At 36.7% G+C, this 18,564-nt stretch carries 16 protein-coding genes; 14 read left to right on the forward strand and 2 right to left on the reverse strand.

Going from position 1 to position 18,564, the window contains the following annotated elements; translation table 11 throughout:
• Positions 1–32 precede the first annotated feature (32 nt).
• The 3 genes from BLE01S_RS14505 to BLE01S_RS14515 are packed head-to-tail and all read left to right on the forward strand — an operon-like array spanning position 33 to position 3,304.
• Complete coding sequence (locus BLE01S_RS14505) at positions 33–932, forward strand: carbohydrate ABC transporter permease (protein ID WP_218011616.1); 900 nt, start codon at positions 33–35, stop codon at positions 930–932.
• A 55-nt stretch (positions 933–987) separates the two neighbouring features.
• A complete protein-coding gene (locus tag BLE01S_RS14510; protein WP_066143701.1) occupies positions 988–1,854 on the forward strand; it encodes a carbohydrate ABC transporter permease in 867 nt (288 codons plus the stop codon).
• 37 nt (positions 1,855–1,891) lie between these two features.
• Positions 1,892–3,304, forward strand: a complete 1,413-nt coding sequence (locus BLE01S_RS14515; protein WP_066143704.1) for a sulfatase family protein — start codon at positions 1,892–1,894, stop codon at positions 3,302–3,304.
• 188 nt (positions 3,305–3,492) lie between these two features.
• On the opposite strand, the gene BLE01S_RS14520 is transcribed toward BLE01S_RS14515, so the two are convergent.
• A complete protein-coding gene (locus BLE01S_RS14520) occupies positions 3,493–4,197 on the reverse strand; it encodes a FadR/GntR family transcriptional regulator (protein WP_066143707.1) in 705 nt (234 codons plus the stop codon).
• A 157-nt stretch (positions 4,198–4,354) separates the two neighbouring features.
• On the reverse strand, positions 4,355–5,098 hold the full coding sequence (locus tag BLE01S_RS14525; RefSeq protein WP_066143709.1) for a FadR/GntR family transcriptional regulator: 744 nt from the start codon (positions 5,096–5,098) through the stop codon (positions 4,355–4,357).
• Between the two features lie 256 nt (positions 5,099–5,354).
• On the opposite strand from BLE01S_RS14525, the gene BLE01S_RS14530 reads away from it, so the two are divergent.
• From BLE01S_RS14530 to BLE01S_RS14580, 11 genes are all read left to right on the forward strand, one after another.
• Positions 5,355–6,269, forward strand: a complete 915-nt coding sequence (locus BLE01S_RS14530) for a dihydrodipicolinate synthase family protein (protein WP_066143711.1) — start codon at positions 5,355–5,357, stop codon at positions 6,267–6,269.
• A gap of 37 nt (positions 6,270–6,306) precedes the next feature.
• Positions 6,307–7,266: an ABC transporter permease gene (locus tag BLE01S_RS14535; RefSeq protein WP_111703566.1), complete on the forward strand. Its 960-nt coding sequence runs from the start codon at positions 6,307–6,309 to the stop codon at positions 7,264–7,266.
• A 14-nt stretch (positions 7,267–7,280) separates the two neighbouring features.
• On the forward strand, positions 7,281–8,162 hold the full coding sequence (locus tag BLE01S_RS14540) for a carbohydrate ABC transporter permease (RefSeq protein ID WP_231955861.1): 882 nt from the start codon (positions 7,281–7,283) through the stop codon (positions 8,160–8,162).
• Positions 8,163–8,183: 21 nt separating this feature from the next.
• The gene (locus tag BLE01S_RS14545; protein WP_066143720.1) at positions 8,184–9,878 is read left to right on the forward strand and encodes a type 2 periplasmic-binding domain-containing protein; all 1,695 of its coding nucleotides are present in this window, start codon (positions 8,184–8,186) and stop codon (positions 9,876–9,878) included.
• Between the two features lie 99 nt (positions 9,879–9,977).
• Entirely contained in the window at positions 9,978–11,318 is a 1,341-nt protein-coding gene (locus tag BLE01S_RS14550; protein WP_066143724.1) for a sialidase family protein, read from the forward strand.
• Between the two features lie 84 nt (positions 11,319–11,402).
• Positions 11,403–12,395 (forward strand): SGNH/GDSL hydrolase family protein, encoded by a 993-nt coding sequence (locus BLE01S_RS14555; RefSeq protein WP_066143727.1) that lies wholly within the window; start codon positions 11,403–11,405, stop codon positions 12,393–12,395.
• A gap of 223 nt (positions 12,396–12,618) precedes the next feature.
• Positions 12,619–13,659: a LacI family DNA-binding transcriptional regulator gene (locus tag BLE01S_RS14560; protein WP_066143730.1), complete on the forward strand. Its 1,041-nt coding sequence runs from the start codon at positions 12,619–12,621 to the stop codon at positions 13,657–13,659.
• A gap of 106 nt (positions 13,660–13,765) precedes the next feature.
• On the forward strand, positions 13,766–14,911 hold the full coding sequence (locus BLE01S_RS14565) for a Gfo/Idh/MocA family protein (RefSeq protein WP_066143733.1): 1,146 nt from the start codon (positions 13,766–13,768) through the stop codon (positions 14,909–14,911).
• Between the two features lie 26 nt (positions 14,912–14,937).
• Entirely contained in the window at positions 14,938–15,915 is a 978-nt protein-coding gene (locus BLE01S_RS14570; RefSeq protein WP_082788752.1) for an ABC transporter permease, read from the forward strand.
• Between the two features lie 21 nt (positions 15,916–15,936).
• A complete protein-coding gene (locus BLE01S_RS14575; RefSeq protein ID WP_066143737.1) occupies positions 15,937–16,815 on the forward strand; it encodes a carbohydrate ABC transporter permease in 879 nt (292 codons plus the stop codon).
• 48 nt (positions 16,816–16,863) lie between these two features.
• Positions 16,864–18,429, forward strand: coding sequence for an extracellular solute-binding protein (locus BLE01S_RS14580; protein WP_231955860.1), 1,566 nt, complete (start codon positions 16,864–16,866; stop codon positions 18,427–18,429).
• Positions 18,430–18,564 lie beyond the last annotated feature (135 nt).

Below are 18,564 nucleotides of genomic sequence, written 5' to 3' on the forward strand. Positions count from 1 at the left end.
CAGTGCCCAGTTTTTTGAAAGGAATGAACATGATGAAGCAAATTAGTAAGCCAAAATCAAAAGTAGTAAGGCGAAATCGTTTGATAGCATATACATTCCTACTGCCAAACATTTTAGGCTTTTTAATATTTATACTCATTCCTGTTATTGCTTCCTTTGTGATGAGTTTTACCACATGGAATGGATTCGGGAAGATAGAGTTTATTGGTTTAGAAAACTATAAAAATCTATTTTTTGATGAAAATTTTCGTATTTCATTTATTAACAGTATTCTATTTACTGTGATTTCTGTCCCAATTACCTTATTTTTGTCCGTCTTAATAGCTATTGCATTAAATAAAGGTATCCGATTTGTAAAGGTATTTCGAACTGCAGTGTTTTTACCATATGTAACTGCAACTATTGCAGTTGCAGCTGTATGGCAGCTCATTTTTAATCCCTCTATGGGACCGATCAATGGATTTCTAATGACACTTGGTATAGATAATCCCCCTGGTTGGCTATCATCCCCCAGTTGGGCGTTAGTTTCCGTTTCAATCGTGTATATATGGCATTCTATCGGCTATTATATGATTCTATTTTTGGCAGGTTTACAAGGCATTCCTAACTATCTTTACGAAGCTGCGGATTTGGATGGAGCAGGTGCAGTTTCTAAGTTTTTCAATGTTACATTGCCGATGCTTTCTCCCATCGTCTTTTTTACAACAATTATCGGTGTAATTAATTCCTTTAAAGTATTTGATCTTATTTATATTTTGACAAACGGAGGACCAGGTAGATCTACACATGTACTTGTGTACGACATTTATAACACAGCTTTCAAACAATTTGAATACGGATACGCATCATCCATGGCTTATGTCTTGTTCATGCTCATTTTATTATTTGCATTTTTTCAATTTAAAGGCCAAAAAAAATGGGGAAATGAATGATTAATCGTTATTCACAGGAAATACTCATATAAACAGAAAGGAGTTGACGTTTTCAATGGAAATCGCAACTAAAGCTACAAGCAACACATCTACTCCAAAGATTCAAAAAGTACCGATAAAAAAGATAATTAAATATATGGTGATTATTTTAGTTTCATTGATGATGGTTCTTCCGTTTGTCTGGATGTTATCAGCTTCGTTAAAAGCGGAATCAGAAATTTTTGGATTTCCAATTAAGTGGATCCCCGAAACTTTTCATTGGAGTAACTATAAAGATGTGTGGACAAAAGTACCTTTCCACCTTTATTACTTAAATACGTTGAAGATAGCTGTCTTGACAACTATTTTGATTGTTATCAACAGCTCGCTCGCAGGATATGCTTTTGCAAAAATTAAGTTTCCAGAAAGTAATCGTTTATTTTTCATCTATGTTGCAACAATGATGATCCCTTATCAAGTGATGATGATTCCGCAATTTATGTTGATGAAGGAGATAGGGCTCGTTAATTCACATTGGGCATTGATCTTACTTGGCTCATTTAATCCGTTTGGTGTGTTCTTATTCCGTCAATTTTTCTTATCCATTCCTGATGAACTACTAGAAGCGGCGAGAATTGATGGTCTTAGTGAATTTGGAATCTATTGGAAAATTATGATGCCGTTATCAAAACCGGCAATTGCCACGCTGGTCATATTCTCCTTCATGCATTCATGGAATGATTTCCTTGGACCATTGATTTATCTAACATCTGACAATTTATACACATTACAGTTGGGAATTCAGCATTTTATCACGGAATATAACACAGAATATGCATTGCTTATGGCTGCCGCTGTTTCGGCAATTATACCAACGATTATTGTTTACTTTTTAGCCCAAGATCACTTTATTGAGGGAGTAGCAAACACAGGAATAAAATGATAAACAATAGAAAAATAATGGTAAGGAGAGAGGCAAAATGAGGGATAAAGGGCAACCAAATCTCATTTATATATTTGCAGATCAATGGCGCCGACAGGCAGTAGGATATGAAGACGAAGACCCTGTACTTACGCCAAATATTGATTCCTTTTCTCGTGAAAGTACCGTTTTAACGGATGCAGTCACAGTCTCCCCTTTATGCTCACCCCATCGTGGTTCCTTACTTACGGGGAAGTATCCAATTAACACCGGGGTATATACAAATTGCAAAGTGGGCGCGGATCTTATGCTGAGTTCAGACGAAATATGTGTGAGTGATGTGCTTTTCAAAGCGGGTTATGAAACGGGTTATATTGGGAAGTGGCATCTTGATTTACCGGAATTGAATGTAACGGATGAACCTGAATCGGGGGCGATGGGTTGGGATGCATACACACCTCCAGGACCGAAAAGGCATGGATTTCAGTATTGGTATTCATACGGAGCTTGGGATGATCACTTTGCCCCACATTATTGGCAAGATAGTCCAGAGAAGATAAAAGTAAATCAATGGTCAGTAGAGCATGAAACAGATTGTGCGCTGGATTTTATAAAAGATAGGAAGAGAGATAGACCATTTAGTCTTTTTATATCATGGAATCCTCCACATAGCCCATTCGAACAAGTTCCAGAAAAATACCAGAAGCTATACAGAGAGAAAGAACTACCTTTACGTGAAAACGTACATGACTCAAAATATATTGTTCATACTGGTGAAGCGGTGGATGGAGGCTTGGAAGAGTTAAAGATAAACCAACTAAATTATTTAGCTGCAATATCGGGTATTGATGATCAGTTTGGGAGAATCTTGCAATTATTAAGGGACGAACAGTTGGAAGAGGATACGATTGTTGTATTGACCTCTGATCATGGAGAAATGATGGGATCCCATGGCTTGATGGCGAAACATGTGTGGTATGAGGAATCTATTGGTGTGCCTTTTATTATTCGCTGGCCCAAGGTAATTCCGCATGCGAAATCGGATGTGTTGCTAAATACAGTTGATATTATGCCAACACTACTACGTCTACTTGATTTGGAAATTCCAAATTCGGTAGAAGGTACTGATGTATCAAATTTGATCATCAATCAAAGAAGTGATGGACCTGAGGCTGCCTACATTTGTGGATATCCAGGTCGGAAGGAAGCAATTGAAACTTTCCGAGAAGCTGGATTAGATAACCGAGCGTATGGGTGGAGAGCAGTTCGGACACATAACTATACATACGTTATTCATAATGGATATGCGCCAGGGGAAGAACGAGTAAGATTGCTTTATAACTTAAGAGATGACAAATTCCAATTACACCCTAAGCAGATCGATGAGTTTGAAAATCATCCAATTGCAGAAGAGCTGGACAGAAAACTACGTTCATGGCTCTCAGAGGTAAAAGATCCGTTTTTAATATAGTTTGGACGGCTACAAGAGAAGAAAGCTATGCTGCATTTTGTGCAGGTTGAAATATTGGCATCTGAAGAGAGAATTAATAAAAGTCTGCTGCTAGACTAGACCCTCCATTCACGATAAATATGAAAGCTACATGTTACAGCGGCTACTTACTGAGGTCATGAAAGTAGCCGCTCTTTATAAGTGTAAATTTATTTTACAGTCCGCGTCTTTTGCTCTATTTTCAATTTCCTAGCATACTGTAAATGTTCACTTAAAAGTTGAATGGCAAGCTCTTTATCTTTAGCTTTAAGGGCCTCTAATATCAATTTGTGTTCTTGTATTGTTTTCATTCTATCTGCTTCATCCATTTGTGAATGTGGGGCATTGGAGAAATATTTTACGATAATATCTGTTAACTGTGTAAATAATTGATTTTTAGTTGCTTGAATGAGTCCTCTGTGAAATTCGATATCTAATTGTTTAAACGATAGCGGATCTGTTGTTTTATCCATTCTCTCCATAATATTATGAAGCTCTTCCAAATGTTCAGCTTCAGTATTGGCAATTATATGTTCAATTGCTGTTTTTTCTAGTAGATGCCTCAGCTCGAACAATTCATCGGTCTTTTCAGTATTCATTTCCCAGAATAAAAGTAAATGATTGAAAATAACAGTTGGATCATCTGTGTTAACAAAAGCTCCTTCTCCATGTTTAATAATAATAATCCCAGTTGATTCTAAAGTTCTTAAAGCTTCCCTTATAATTACTCGACTTACTGCTAACATCTCCGCTAAATCTCTCTCAGAAGGAAGTTTATCCCCAGTAGTCATCTTGTTTTCAACAATATACTGGCGTAAATTATCGCTCACTATTTTACTTAATGTATATCTTTCTTTATCTTGAATAGGTTTCACTTGTATTCACCGCTTTTAAATTATTATGAAAAAGTTTGTAAGTAAGGAAAAATAATAGTGGTAGGACCACTGTATCATTAAATTATCATTTTCATCGTACAAGTAACTTCATCTCTATCATTATTTATTCGACTTTCAAGCTTCGTAAAATATATTTCTATTCCATCACTTGACTATTCTCCTCCCATTTATGAAGTATGTCATACAGATGATATAAATGAGCTTTCATTGCTAGTTTTGCTTTTTCAGTTTCTTTATTAATTAGCAATGTAATAATTGATTTATGCTCTTTGTAGGAAGCAATATAGTCTTCAAAATCAACAATTTCTTCCAGTTGATTCATTTTAAAGTATTCTGCAATAACATTAGATAGTTGAATATAAGTTTCATTACAGGTAGCATCAAATAAAGAACGATGAAAATATAAATCCTCGTTTTTGGGTTTCTCGCCATTTTCGACCTTTTCGAGAATGAGGTCATTCCAGTGTGACATTTTCTTTATTTTATCCAAATGATAGTGTTCAATCACTAACTCAATGGCACCTAATTCTAAAATAATCCTTGTATCTATTAGTTCTTTAAATTTCACTTTATCTAATTTTATAAAAGGAGATACATTTTTGAAAAATCCTTGTATCTTTATTTCACTCACAAATATTCCTACACCTTGTTTAATTTCTATAATTCCATGTGATTGAAGTGTCTTAAGGGCTTCTCTCACAATGGTTCTACTCACCCCTAACATGTCCATTATTTCTTTCTCTGATGGTAAGCGCTTGCCAGGTTGGTAATTATTTTCAGAAATGAAGGTTTTAATCCGGTCACTTACAATTTCGGCTAATGTTTTTTGCGTTCGAGCATTATTTTCTCTCCTAATACAATAGTTGGATGGTTTTACCAATATAGTATACTATTATCTAAACGAGTGCGAGGTGGTTCATTATTAATATGTTAATCAAACAAAAAATAAAAAGTCTTGACAAAAATAATGAAAGCGGTTAACTTATAGAAATAATATACAAAAAGTATTATAAATAATTTAAGTGGTAGGACCATAGTATAATATGGAAAGCTGAAAATCAATCAAGATGATTGAAGTTTCAAACCTAAGTGGTAGGACCATAATATGAATAAAACTAAGAAAAGGGTTGAATGTAATGACAGCTTGGGATTTGGATAAGTTTAAAGGTGTATTCGTTGCAATGTATTCTGCTTACGATGAGTCAGGAGTAGTGAGTGAGAAAAGAGTGAAGAAACTTGCGCGTTATTATGTGGATACTGGTATAAAGGGTTTATATGTAGGCGGAAGTTCGGGAGAAGGTATCCTTCAAACAGTCGAAGAAAGAAAAAAAGTGTTAGAAGCAGTAATGGAAGAGGTAGGGAATGAATTAACGATTATCGTACATATTGGCGCTAACTCAACGATAGAGAGTAAGGAATTAGCGGTTCATGCGGAAAATAATAAGGCAGATGCGATTTCAGCTGTTCCAGCAATCTATTACCGATTATCTGAGGATTCTGTAGAGAGACATTGGCAGGAAATGATCGATAGCTCTTCGCTGCCATTTATTATCTACAATATCCCGCAGACAACAGGCTTTCAATTAACACAAACTCTATTTAAGAAAATGATTGCTCAAGATAAAGTTATTGGAATTAAAATGTCTGGTGAAAGCGTATTCGAACTTCAGCAATTTAAAGCAAATGCAGGCAAAGAATTCCTCGTGTACAACGGTCCAGACGAGCAGTACCTAGGTGGACGTATTATGGGAGCTGATGGAGGAATTGGTGGTACATACGGGGTAATGCCAGAACTATTTTGTCAACTGGATGCCTATTACAAGCAAGGAGCAATCGAGGAAGCACAAGTATTGCAAACAAAGATTAATACAATCATTACTAAGCTATTAAGCTATCCTTCTTTATATGGGGCTACTAAAGCAATTTTAAGCTTAAGAGGTGTTGAAACGGGGTCTCCACGTTTACCGCTATTGCCTGTTAAAGAATCCAATTGGGCAGAAATAAGAAAACTTAACGAAGAGATTGAGCATGCAATCAAGTCTTATGCATAACTAGATTGATTCAATACCTTAAGTAATGGGGAGTGAGATGATGGACACGAAAACAGCTATAGCTGCTAATAAGATTGATTTAAAAAGTCCGAAAAAGTCTACTTGGGCACAAATGAAAAAAATGAAACTACTTTACTTCATGCTTTTGTTCCCAGCTATTATGTTATTCATATTTAACTATCTACCAATGTATGGTGTCATTATCTCGTTCAAGAACTTTTCACCAGGACTAGGTATTTGGGGGAGTCCTTGGAATAATTTTGAGCACTTCGAGAGATTGTTTACAGACTTCATGTTTATAAGAGCATTAAAGAACACAATCTTTATCAGCCTTTTAAAAATAATAATTGCATTTCCTGCGCCGATTATTTTTGCAATCTTGCTAAATGAAATACGAAATCAAAAGTTCTTGAAAGTCACACAATCTATTTCGTATTTACCACATTTTATGTCTTGGGTTATTCTATCAGCAATGATTATCGAAGTATTCTCTCCGCAAAGGGGGATTGTTAACTTTATCATTACTGCTTTTGGTGGGGATCCAGTTAACTTTTTATCCAGTAAATTATTCTTCATACCAGTTTTAATATTGACAGATATTTGGAAGGAAATTGGATACGGAGCGATTATTTACTTGGCAACAATCGCATCTATTGACCCAGCACTTTATGAAGCGGCTGAAATGGATGGGGCTAATCGACTTAAGAAAATGCTTCATATTACACTACCATCTATTATGCCTATGGTCATTATCCTTTTCATCCTACGTCTAGGTGGAATTTTGAATGCCGGGTTCGATCAAATCTTGAACTTGTATAATCCACTTGTTTATGAAGTAGCTGACATTATTGATACGTATGTATATCGAAGTGGTTTGGAACAATTCCAGTTTGACTATGCGACCGCAGTTGGATTGTTTAAAAACATCATTGGAATTATTTTCATCTTAGGTGCAAATGCAATCATCCGTCGAAGAAGTGAACATGGAATCTGGTAGAGAGGAGGATGATTATGGGAAAAAGGAAATTTTCGTTGTTTGAACTAATATTAACTATTTGTTTTATTATTTTCTCCATTATGGTACTTTATCCGTTTTGGCAGACGCTTGTTTTATCCTTTTCCGATCCAAAACAGGCTTCTGGTCTTGGAATGAGTCTCTGGCCAGAAAGATGGATTCCAGATGCGTATCAATTTGTTTTCGGCTATGGAAGTATTATGAAAGCATACATAAATACGATTATTCGAACAGTATCAGGAACATTCTTAATCGTAGCTTTCACTATGTTGGCAGCTTATCCTCTATCAAAAAAGGATTTACCATATCGCAATACAATTACCATCTTTTTTCTCATTGCTATGTTTTTCTCAGGTGGGATTATTCCGGATTATTTATTAGTGAAAAACCTGGGATTAATTGATACAAGATGGGCGTTAATCTTACCAACGGCAGTAAACGTTTTCTATATCATTATTATGAGAAATTATTTCATGACAATTGATAAAGGGATAGAAGAATCGGCAGTTATGGATGGGGCAAGTTACTTTACAATTTTAACAAAGATCATTCTGCCATTATCTAAACCTGTTATTGCAACCATTGCCTTATGGGCAGCGGTATTCCATTGGAACGAATGGTTCCATGCTTTAGTTTATATTCAAGATGATGCTAAAACTGTCTTGCAAATGATTGTAAGAGATATGATGACCGCAATGGATCTATCGCAATCATCCGATGCCGGTGCTATTGGTGGTAGTGGCTCTAATGAAAATTTACTATTAAGTAATGTGCGTGCAGCTACTGTTATGATTTCAATTGGACCTATTGTGTTAGTTTATCCATTTGTTCAAAAGTATTTTATCAAAGGTATTATGATTGGATCTCTTAAAGGATAATGATACTGAGGAGGAGAAAAGATGAAACGGATGAGACACTTTTTTTTAGGAGCTATCATGTCAGCGGCATTAGTTATCGCAGGCTGTAGTTCGAATGCCGCTAACAAGACGGAGGAAGTAGTCGATATATCTAAACTTCCAAAGGCTGGAGACTTTTCGAAAGAATTAACATTAAATCTTTCCGGTTCGGTTACAAGAGGTAAAGTGGAAGATGACAACTATGTGCAAAAACGATTGGAAGAGCAATTTAATATTAAAATTAAAAATACAAAACTGGATACGTGGAATGCTGAACAAGTAAACTTAATGGTAGCCTCTGGCGACCTGCCTGACACGTTTGCATTCACAGCGGGTGGTCAAACTGCGCAAGAAATGTATGATTCTGGTTTAACGAGAACAATTCCAAAAGAAATGTTAGAGAAGTACGCACCACTTTATATGAAAATGCTAGAAGAGAATCCACCGGGACCAAATTTGAATCTAAAACAAGGTACGGAAGATCAGTACTTACAATTAATCGGGCAATATGCGCACGTATATGGTTTACCTTGGGGCCCAACTCTTCGTCTTGATTGGTTAGAGAATCTAGGCATTGAGCCTCCAGGTGAAATAAAGCAAGTAGGACCGAGCGGTGGACGCGAGAAAATATTCTTTACTGAAGAAGCTTATACATTGGAAGAGTTAGAGGAAATATTAATCGCTTTCACCTTTGATGATCCAGATGGAAATGGAAAAAATGATACGTATGGAATTTCACCAGCGAATAATAATTTGAATTGGGCTCAGTCGCTAATGGGCGCTTACGGTTTGGGTAGTGGCTATAATTTTCTTGAAAATGGAAAATTAGTGAAGGCGGAGATATCTGAGAAGTACAAGGAATTTTTAAAGCAAATGGCTAAATGGTACGATATGGGGCTAGTTGATCCGGAGTTTACAACAATTGATGAAAATACGAGTTGGGAAAAATACAAGCAAGGAAAAATTGGTTATTATATTGCGCAGCCATCCTATCTTGCAATGGATGATTGGGCGAAAGGACGTGCCCCGCAAAATATTGTCGAAAATCCTGATTCTACAGCAAAAATTCTTGCAACAGGACCAGAAATTGGCCCAGATGGAGAACAAGGAGTAAAAGCGTATCTACCAGTCGTAGACTTAGCAGATGCATTCTATGTATCTAAACATGTAACTGATGAAGAATTGGCAAGAATTCTACAAATTTTCGACTATATTAATTTCGATAATGATGCAAGATGGACATTGTTTGGTGAAGTTGGTGTACACTCGGATTGGGAAGGCGAGCCTGAGAAATCAGCACTTAAAGTACGACCAGAATATGCAGAGCAAGAAGGTAATTCTGGGTTTTGGGCCTATAACTTCCGCACGTATGATAAAGAAAGAGTACAGTGGATTAACTCTGAGTATACACTGAAGTTAAAAGATGAATTTTATGCACGTGAGGATATTCAAGAGAAGATGTTAATCCGTCCATACAAATGGGATATGCTAAATGAAACAAACTTGAGAGATATTGAGAATCGTTATAGTGGGCAAATGAATACAATTGTTGAGGAATTTAGAATGAAGGCAATTGTTGGGGAAGTTGATATTGATAAAGAATGGGATAAATACGTGGAAAATTATATGAATAATGGAGGAAAGCAGACTCTTGAGGAATTAGAAAAAGCACCTAAAGTTTCTGAACTATTGAAGTAATGTATTGGGGGCCACAACAGTGCTACGCGCTTCTGTGAAGTCCCCGCCTTTTATTAAACTATTATACTTTCAAATTACTAAATGCGGGGGTTTTTATTTATGCCAAATATTGAAACGCAAGCAATTTTTTATCCGGATTATGCAGGTTCAAAAGCATATAGAATTCCATCAATGATTACAACAAGAAAGGGAACAGTTATTGCAGGCATTGATGCAAGGATAGTCGATCAAACAGATAATCCAAACCAGATTGAAGTGGCAATTAGACGTAGTGGAGACAACGGTAAGACCTGGAATCCAATCCAAAGGCTCGTTGCATTTGCCGGTGAAGGATTGGACGGAGCGGCTGCGATTGATTCTTCATTATTGCAGGACGAGGAAACAGGTACATTATTTATGCTTTATATGCATACACCAGGCGGGATTGGTTTATGGGCGAGTGAAGCAGGGGTCGGGTTTGATTCAAAAGGAAACAGAAAACTATTTGATAGTGCAGGAAATACCTATTTGTTATCTGAAGACGGGAAAGTTATTGACTTTGAAGGGAATGCAACAGATTATACTGTAGATAAAGAAGGCTATGTGTTCAAAGGTGACGAAGCACAAGGTAATATTTATTACAAAAAGGGAATTGACTCGAATGAAAGTTTACTAGAAGCGAGAACATCATTTCTACAAGTGATTAAAAGTGATGATGATGGGCTTACATGGTCAGAACCTCGCGAATTAAACCCATTGGTAAAAGAGGAATGGATGCGCTTTATTGGATCTGGCCCTGGTTGTGGTATTCAATTGAAGCATGGAGAAAAGGCAGGAAGATTAGCTTTCCCGATCTACTTTTCAAATAAAACAGGTCATATGTCATGTGCTTTAATCTACAGTGATGATCACGGTGTCACATGGCAACGTGGTGAATCCCCGAACGATGGTAGAGAGCTAGACGGTGAAACACTAACCGCTGAAACGATTTCTGATCATAAGCAAATGCTAACGGAGTCTCAAGTAATCGAGTTACCAAATGGAGAGCTTAAGTATTATTTGCGAAATCATTACGGACTTCAGAGAACGGCCGTAACAACGAGTACAGATGGCGGTAAGACTTGGGGTGAAGTGACGTTTGACATGACATTGGTTGATCCAATCTGTCAATCTAGTGTCATTCTTTATCCTGATCAAGGAGATGGAAAAGTACGAGTCTTATTCTCTAACCCAGATAATGAAACAAAGAGAGAAAAGGGGACGATTCGTTTAAGCGAAGACGGCGGAAAGACATGGCCCTACAGTAAAGTCATCGAAGACAGCCATTACGGTTATTCATGCTTAACAGTTTTAAAGAATGGGGAAATTGGCGTCTTGTTTGAAAAAGTCTATGATTATGACAATTGGAATAATATGGATATACAATTCGGAACATTTACGCTGGATTGGTTGAAGTCATAATAAAGTAACTTCCAAATTACAAAAGTATTATTTGCTTTTGTAATTTGTTCTTTTATAACAACTCTGAAAGGAGGCGGTGCCTAAATGAAACCTATTACGTTGAATTCCCAAACAATACTAGGTGCTTTATCACTAGAAAGAAAAGGGGAATTTATTAAACCATGGCGGATTTTATATAAAGAGAGAGACTTTTTTACTCCCAATCTACTCAATGGCCAGGCGGAAGTACCAGCAGGAGTAAGAATTATATTCGAAACGAGTTCCCAAAAAATAAAGGTGGAGTTTGCTCTATCTCCAGTTGAAATAGAGTTTGATATGGTGATAGAAAACGAATTAGAAAAGACATTCATTGTTGAGGCAGGTGTCTCATCTTTTACGTTGGGCGGCCTATCGAGAGAAAACAAAAAGGTAGAAATTTATTTATCACAACAAGAGCAAGTGTCCTTGAAAAATGTATATATTGATGAACAGGCAGAGTGGAACCTCCACTCATCCACTAGAAAAAGATGGCTCTCTTATGGAAGCTCTATTACACAATGTCATGCTGCTGAAAGTCCTTCTCAAACATGGCCGGCTATCACCGCTAAAGAATTGGAATTGGATTCCATTTGTTTGGGCTTTAGTGGCCAATGTCAATTTGAGCCGATGGTAGCGCGGACAATTAGGGATACATCTGTTGACTTCATCTCATTATGTGCAGGAATTAATATGTACGGTTGGAATTGTTATAACCATCGAACATTTCAGGCTAGCATCATCGGATTTATTAAAATTATTCGCGAAAAACAACCATCCGTACCAATTATATTAAGCTCACCTATTTTTGGTACATTTAGAGAGGAAACCCCCAATCTTGTTGGTTTCACACTGATTGAAATGCGTAAACAAGTAAAAGAAATCGTAGATATTTTCAATGAAAATGGGGATGAACATATATTTTATGTAAATGGATTGGATATTTTAGACGCGGACTCAGAAAACTTACTCCCGGACGGTCTTCATCCTAATGCGGAAGGGTATAAAATGATGGGGTATCGATTTGCCGATGTATTTAAGCTGCTATTTGACGAATTCTGAAAGTTTAATAGTCATCTATTAAATAGGATTTACTGTAGTGCGAATTTGGCACTTCTAATCTAATGAATCGCGGTGGTATAACAGCTCAAGGTTTTAAGATAATAGAAAAGGTTGACAAGCTTGTATATCCGCGTTATATTCTAATCACTTGTAATTTTCTGTTAATTATAGCTGTGTTTTCGAAAGTGAGTAATGTAATGATGCATCAAGAGGAGTTTTTCGGTTGGTTAGATTAAAAGATATTGCAGAGAAAGTTGGAGTTTCTATTTCTACTGTCTCAAGAGTGATTAAGGATGATAAAAGTAGAAATGTCAATCAGGAAACTAAGCAAAAGGTATGGGACGCAGTGAAGGAATTAGGTTATATACCTAATTTACATGCAAGGAATTTAGTAACAAATCAAAGTTCTCATGAGAGCAAAAGAAGAACAATGAAAATTGGATGGGTCGCTGATCCAAAGGTAGCCGAGTTCAACCCTTATTTCTCCAATATTTATTCTGGTATAAGCAATACGCTTGATAAGTTAAATTATACTTTAATTAATATGTACAAGGATGAAATAGCGGACGAATCAAGGCTTCTAAAGATGATTCATGAATCCGGTATTGAAGGTATTATCTTAGTAGATAGAATCGATGAAAAGACGCTTAAGTTTCTTAAAAAATACTTACCTGTAGTAGGGTTAGATTTTTATTACTCGGAGGAAACAATTACTGTTATCGATTATGATCGTAAAGAGGCTGCTAAAATGGCGGTTGAGCATTTAATTAATCAAGGACATGAAAAAATTGGTTTTATCGGTGGTGGGTCTGGACCAAGAAATGAGAGTCTAGCAGTAGAAAAAAGATTTCAGGGTTATTTAACCGCGATAGAAGAAGCGGGAATGGTGTCTAAAGAAGACTGGATTATTGATACTGGATGGCTTTTAGAGAATAGTTATGAAGGTATGAAAAAGCTTTTGAAAGAGCAAAGTGAAATACCTACTGCGATGTTTTGTGCAAGTGATTTAATGGCAATTGCAGCAATGCGAGCTGTATTTGAAAAAAATTTGAAAGTGCCGGACGATATTGCATTTATAGGCTTTGATAATATTGAGATGGCCAAGTATTCAACCCCTCCGCTTACATCTATTGACATACCAAAGTATGAAATTGGCGAATTGGCAGCTAAAACAATTGTAGATAAAGTGGAAGGCAAATTAAATATTCCAATAAAAATCTTCTTACCTTTTGAGCTAATTGTGCGAGAATCTTCTAAAATATAGGGATTTTAACAATTAATTATTTATTAGTAATGGGAAAACGTTTGGATAGCATCAGGAAAATATTTTCCTGATGCTGAAATTATATTATTAATAGGGGGATTTATCTATGGAAACAGTAAGAATAGGAATCATTGGAGCAGGTTTGAGAAGTGGAATTGCGAAGAACTGGCATAAGCCAGAAGGAAAGTCGGTAGTTGTTGGAGCGGCAGATATTTCTGAGGAAAGGCTAGAAAGGTTTTTGGAAGCGGTTAATCCTGATGCTTTTACAACGACAGATTATCGGGAGTTATTAATGCGAGATGATATAGATGCGGTAGCGGTTTTATCTCCCGATTATTTACATGAAGAACATGCGATTGCTGCACTGAAGGCAGGTAAGCATGTTTACTGTGAAAAGCCGCTTGCCATCACTGTAGAAGGATGCGACCGAATTATTGAAGCGTCGAAAAACGCTGGGAAACATTTAATGGTCGGTTTTAACATGCGCTATATGAGTATGTATCAAACGATGAAAGGTATCGTTGATTCTGGTGTAATTGGTGATCTTAAAGCGGTCTGGGTTAGACATTTTGTTGGATGGGGTGGATATTTTTATTACCACGATTGGCATGGTGCTTCTAAAAATACAACCTCGCTGTTATTGCAAAAAGGTTCACATGACTTGGATGTTATTCACTGGATCACTGGAAAGTATACAAAAAAGGTATCTGCATTTGGGAGTCTTGACTTTTTCGGTGGTGATAAACCTAATGATTTAACATGTCCTACTTGTGATCTAAAAGATACTTGTACTGAATACAGTCCACATACCTTAACACAATGTGCATTCCGTGAAGAAATTGATGTAGAAGATAATAATATGGTGATGATGGAGCTTGAAGGTGGGATAAAAGCATCTTACTTACAATGTCATTTCACACCTGATTATCAAAGGAATTATACGTTTATTGGCACAAAAGGAAGAATTGAAAACTCAGAGTTGGAAGGAAAAGTGTATGTTCGCACGAGAAAGTCTAACTCGTGGAATGAGCTAAGTGATGTGACATATGACATAAAAAAAGAAGAAGGTAGTCATGGAGGAGCAGATCCAAAGATTACAGAGGATTTTGTCAATCTTGTTCTTTACAATAAGCAGCCATTAACCACTCCATTTGCAGGGAGAATGAGTGTAGCAGTAGGCTGTGCGGCAACAGAATCTATTCGTGCGGGTGGTAAGGTAATAGATATCAGTCAAAGCACAGTGATGAGTTAACAACAGGTTGGAGAGGAAGTGAAAGAATGAAGGATTTACAAACAAACCACCCCGGTGTCGAAAAACTGCAAAACCAACCAAAGATTCCGGTAAAGGCTAAAAAGAAAATAGGAGCAAGACTTTGGAAAGAGCGATATCTCTATTTATTGCTCCTTCCGGGTCTTTTGTATTTTATCGTTTACAGGTATATTCCGATGGCGGGAAATATTATCGCTTTTCAAGATTTTAGTGCTTTTCAGGGGTTTATTCATAGTGAATGGGTAGGGATGAAACATTTTAAAACGATTTTCGAGGACAAAGAGGTCGTAAGAGTATTGTGGAATACTCTGTACTTGTCCTTCCTGCAAATTGTTTTTGCTTTTCCAGTGTCTATTATATTAGCAATTATGTTGAATGAGGTCAGAAATGGTACATTTAAGCGAATCATTCAATCAATCGTATACTTACCCCATTTTCTCTCATGGGTAGTCGTAGTTGGGATTGCGACGATCATATTGAAATCAAACGGGATTGTTAATTCCTTTCTTGGAAATGTTTTCGGTATGGAGGCTATCGCCTTTTTGCAGGACCCTCAGTGGTTTATGCCTTTAATCGTCCTAGAGGTTATTTGGAAGGAATCTGGCTGGGGAACGATTATTTTTCTTGCTGCACTATCAGGTATTAGCCCGACTCTTTATGAAGCAGCTGATGTGGATGGCGCTAATCGTTGGAGAAAAATATGGCATATTACGTTGCCAGCTCTGCGCAGTACAATTATTATCTTATTAATACTTCGACTAGGAAGTGTATTGGATGTTGGTTTTGAACAAATTTACTTAATGTTAACACCATTTACGATGGAAGTTGGAAACGTCCTCGATACATTCGTTTATTTTAAAGGGATTCAAAATTCTGACTTTAGTTTTGCTACTGCTGTTGGATTATTTAAATCATTAATTGGCTTATTGTTAATCGTTGGGGCAAATCGTTTAGCCAAAAAATTTGGTGATGAGGGAGTCTATTAAGAAGGGAGGGTGTACTTAATAATGCTTAATAAACAAACAAAGTCAGAAAAGATTGTTGATAAACTGAATATGCTAATCCTTGCTCTTATAGCACTTACAATGTTATTTCCTTTTTATTATATGTTTGCGGTTTCATTTGCTACATACGAAGAGTTTGTCCAAAGTGATTTACTTCTATTTCCGAAAAAGTGGGTATTGGATGCTTATTCATACATATTAGGATCGAAAGAGTTTGTAAGATCACTAGGGGTTTCTATTTATATAACGGTTGTTGGTACATTTGTCAGTCTATTATTAACGGCTATGATGGGCTATGCGCTATCAAGAAAAATTCTTGGACAAAAAATATATTTGTTTCTCGTATTATTCACTTTCGTATTTGGAGCAGGGATGATACCCACATATATGGTCGTTCAAGCGACAGGATTAATGGATTCATTGTGGGCACTTATTATTCCGACTGCTATCAGCTCATTCAATTTAATTGTGATGAGACAGTTTTTCGTTAACTTACCAGAGGATTTGACAGAAGCAGCCATAATAGATGGTGCAAATGATTTGCAGATTTTCGCAAGGATTATTTTACCACTTTCGAAGCCAGCATTAGCTGCATTTGGGCTATTTTATGCAGTGGGAATATGGAATTCATACTTTACTGCACTTTTATATTTGAGTGATCCAGCAAAATGGACTGTTCAAGTTGTGCTTAGACAGCTTGTTATATTAAACCAAGGTAATATGCTGGATATACGTGCTCAAATGGGAATGGATAATCCACCCCCAGCTGAGACAATTGGTATGGCAGCTATCTTAATAGCAACTGTTCCAATTTTGATTGTTTATCCATTCCTGCAAAAGCATTTTGCGAAAGGAGTGATGCTCGGGTCTGTTAAAGAGTAAAAAGCATTACGCACTTATTTTTTTTATTCAAATTGAAAAGGGGGATATATGATGAAACGGTTATTATTACTTTTACTATCTACTATTCTTCTAGTAGGAATACTCGGTGCTTGTTCATCGGAAAAGAAAACTAATTCATCTAGCAAAGATGGAGAGATGAAAATTACTTGGTTTGATGGAACATGGGAAACGCCTGTGCCAGAACCCGGGAGTGAAGGGGTAAAAAAGATCAATGAAAAGTTCGGTGTATCCTTTGAACCGCAATATATTCCATTCGATTTATATACAGATAAACTTGCGGTGAAAATGGCCTCTGGCGATATCCCAGATGTAATTGGTGATGAGTTAGCAGGTGCAAACTTTGTTAAGTGGGCAAAACAAGGTGCATTTTTGCCTTTGAATGACTACATAAATGAATTTGAGAATTTTAAAGCGATTCCCGATTCTGTATGGGATGCGGTAAGTGTAGACGGAAATAAATATGCAATCCCGCTTTATTTTCCTGCTAGTGGGGGGAAAAAGCCAGTGATACGAAAAGATTGGCTCGATAAACTAGGATTAGAAATGCCTACGAATTTTGAGGAATTAGTTGAGGTTGCTATTGCATTTGCAACAGAAGATCCTGATGGCAATGGTAAGGATGATACGGTTGGTTTAGGTCTTGCTAAGGGAATGGTTTATGATCCGTCATTTGGTACCTATTGGAGCAGCACTTGGTACCATAAAAATGAGGAGGGTCAATTAATTCCTGGTCAGATATCTGAAGGTAACAAAGAAAAGATCACTGCCCTTCATGAGTTGCATAAGGGAGGAGCTCTTGATAAAGATTGGTCGGTTAAGCCTTATAATGATGTATTTAAAGACTTTTATGCTGGTAAAGTTGGCATTTGGTATGAGCAGCCTGGAGCAGGAAAAGGTGCTGATTTTGCATCATTATGGAAGATCTCGCCTGACGCAGAAATTGCAGCACTTCCAGCCTTTGAAGCACCGGATGGTTCACAAGGTTTTGTAGCGGGTGGCGGTTATTACAGAATGTGGATGTTAAGTGCTAAGCTTAAAGAAGATCCAGAGAAGGTAAAGAAAATTTTGGAAATGATGGATTATATGGCGAAATATATACCTGCAGAAGAACAAACACCGGATAATGAATATTTTGATTGGACAATGGGCGGCGAAGGAAAAGGTTATACAATGGAAGATGGTGTAGCCAAGAATACCGATGAATTTAGTAAATATGCACCGATTGCATATTTTAATCAGAAACAAGGCGGTTGGATTGAAGGGGAAAAGTCAATGCTAGATTATGAAGTACAATCCCAGGAACCAGAAGCGAAAGAATTCAATAAAATAATGGTTGATATGCTTTTGGATTCAAACTTCTATATTAATCCAGTAGGGCGTATCCACTCGACAGTTTACAATGAAAAGATAGATGAGTTAAACGAGTATGCTACAAATGAGCTATCTAAAATGGTTGTTGGGCAAAGGCCAATTTCCGAATGGGATCAGTTCGTTGAAGAGTACTTGGCAAAGGGTGGAAAAGACGTTATTACCGATGTTAACAATCAATTAAAAGAAGAAAAAGTTGAAGGAGAATGGGTTCATTCGAAGTAACCGATTATAGTTGTTGTGTTTGAATTCCCTTTCTAGAACGAAGGCAAAATAAATTCCCCTGAGATATATCAGGGGAATTTATTTGTAATTAATATATCAAGGCACAGAACGATTTTTACGCTTTATACTGTATTA

Origin of the sequence: Lederbergia lenta NBRC 16444, from assembly GCF_001591545.1 — a bacterium.
In the GTDB taxonomy this organism is placed as follows: Bacteria; Bacillota; Bacilli; order Bacillales; family Bacillaceae_C; genus Lederbergia; species Lederbergia lenta.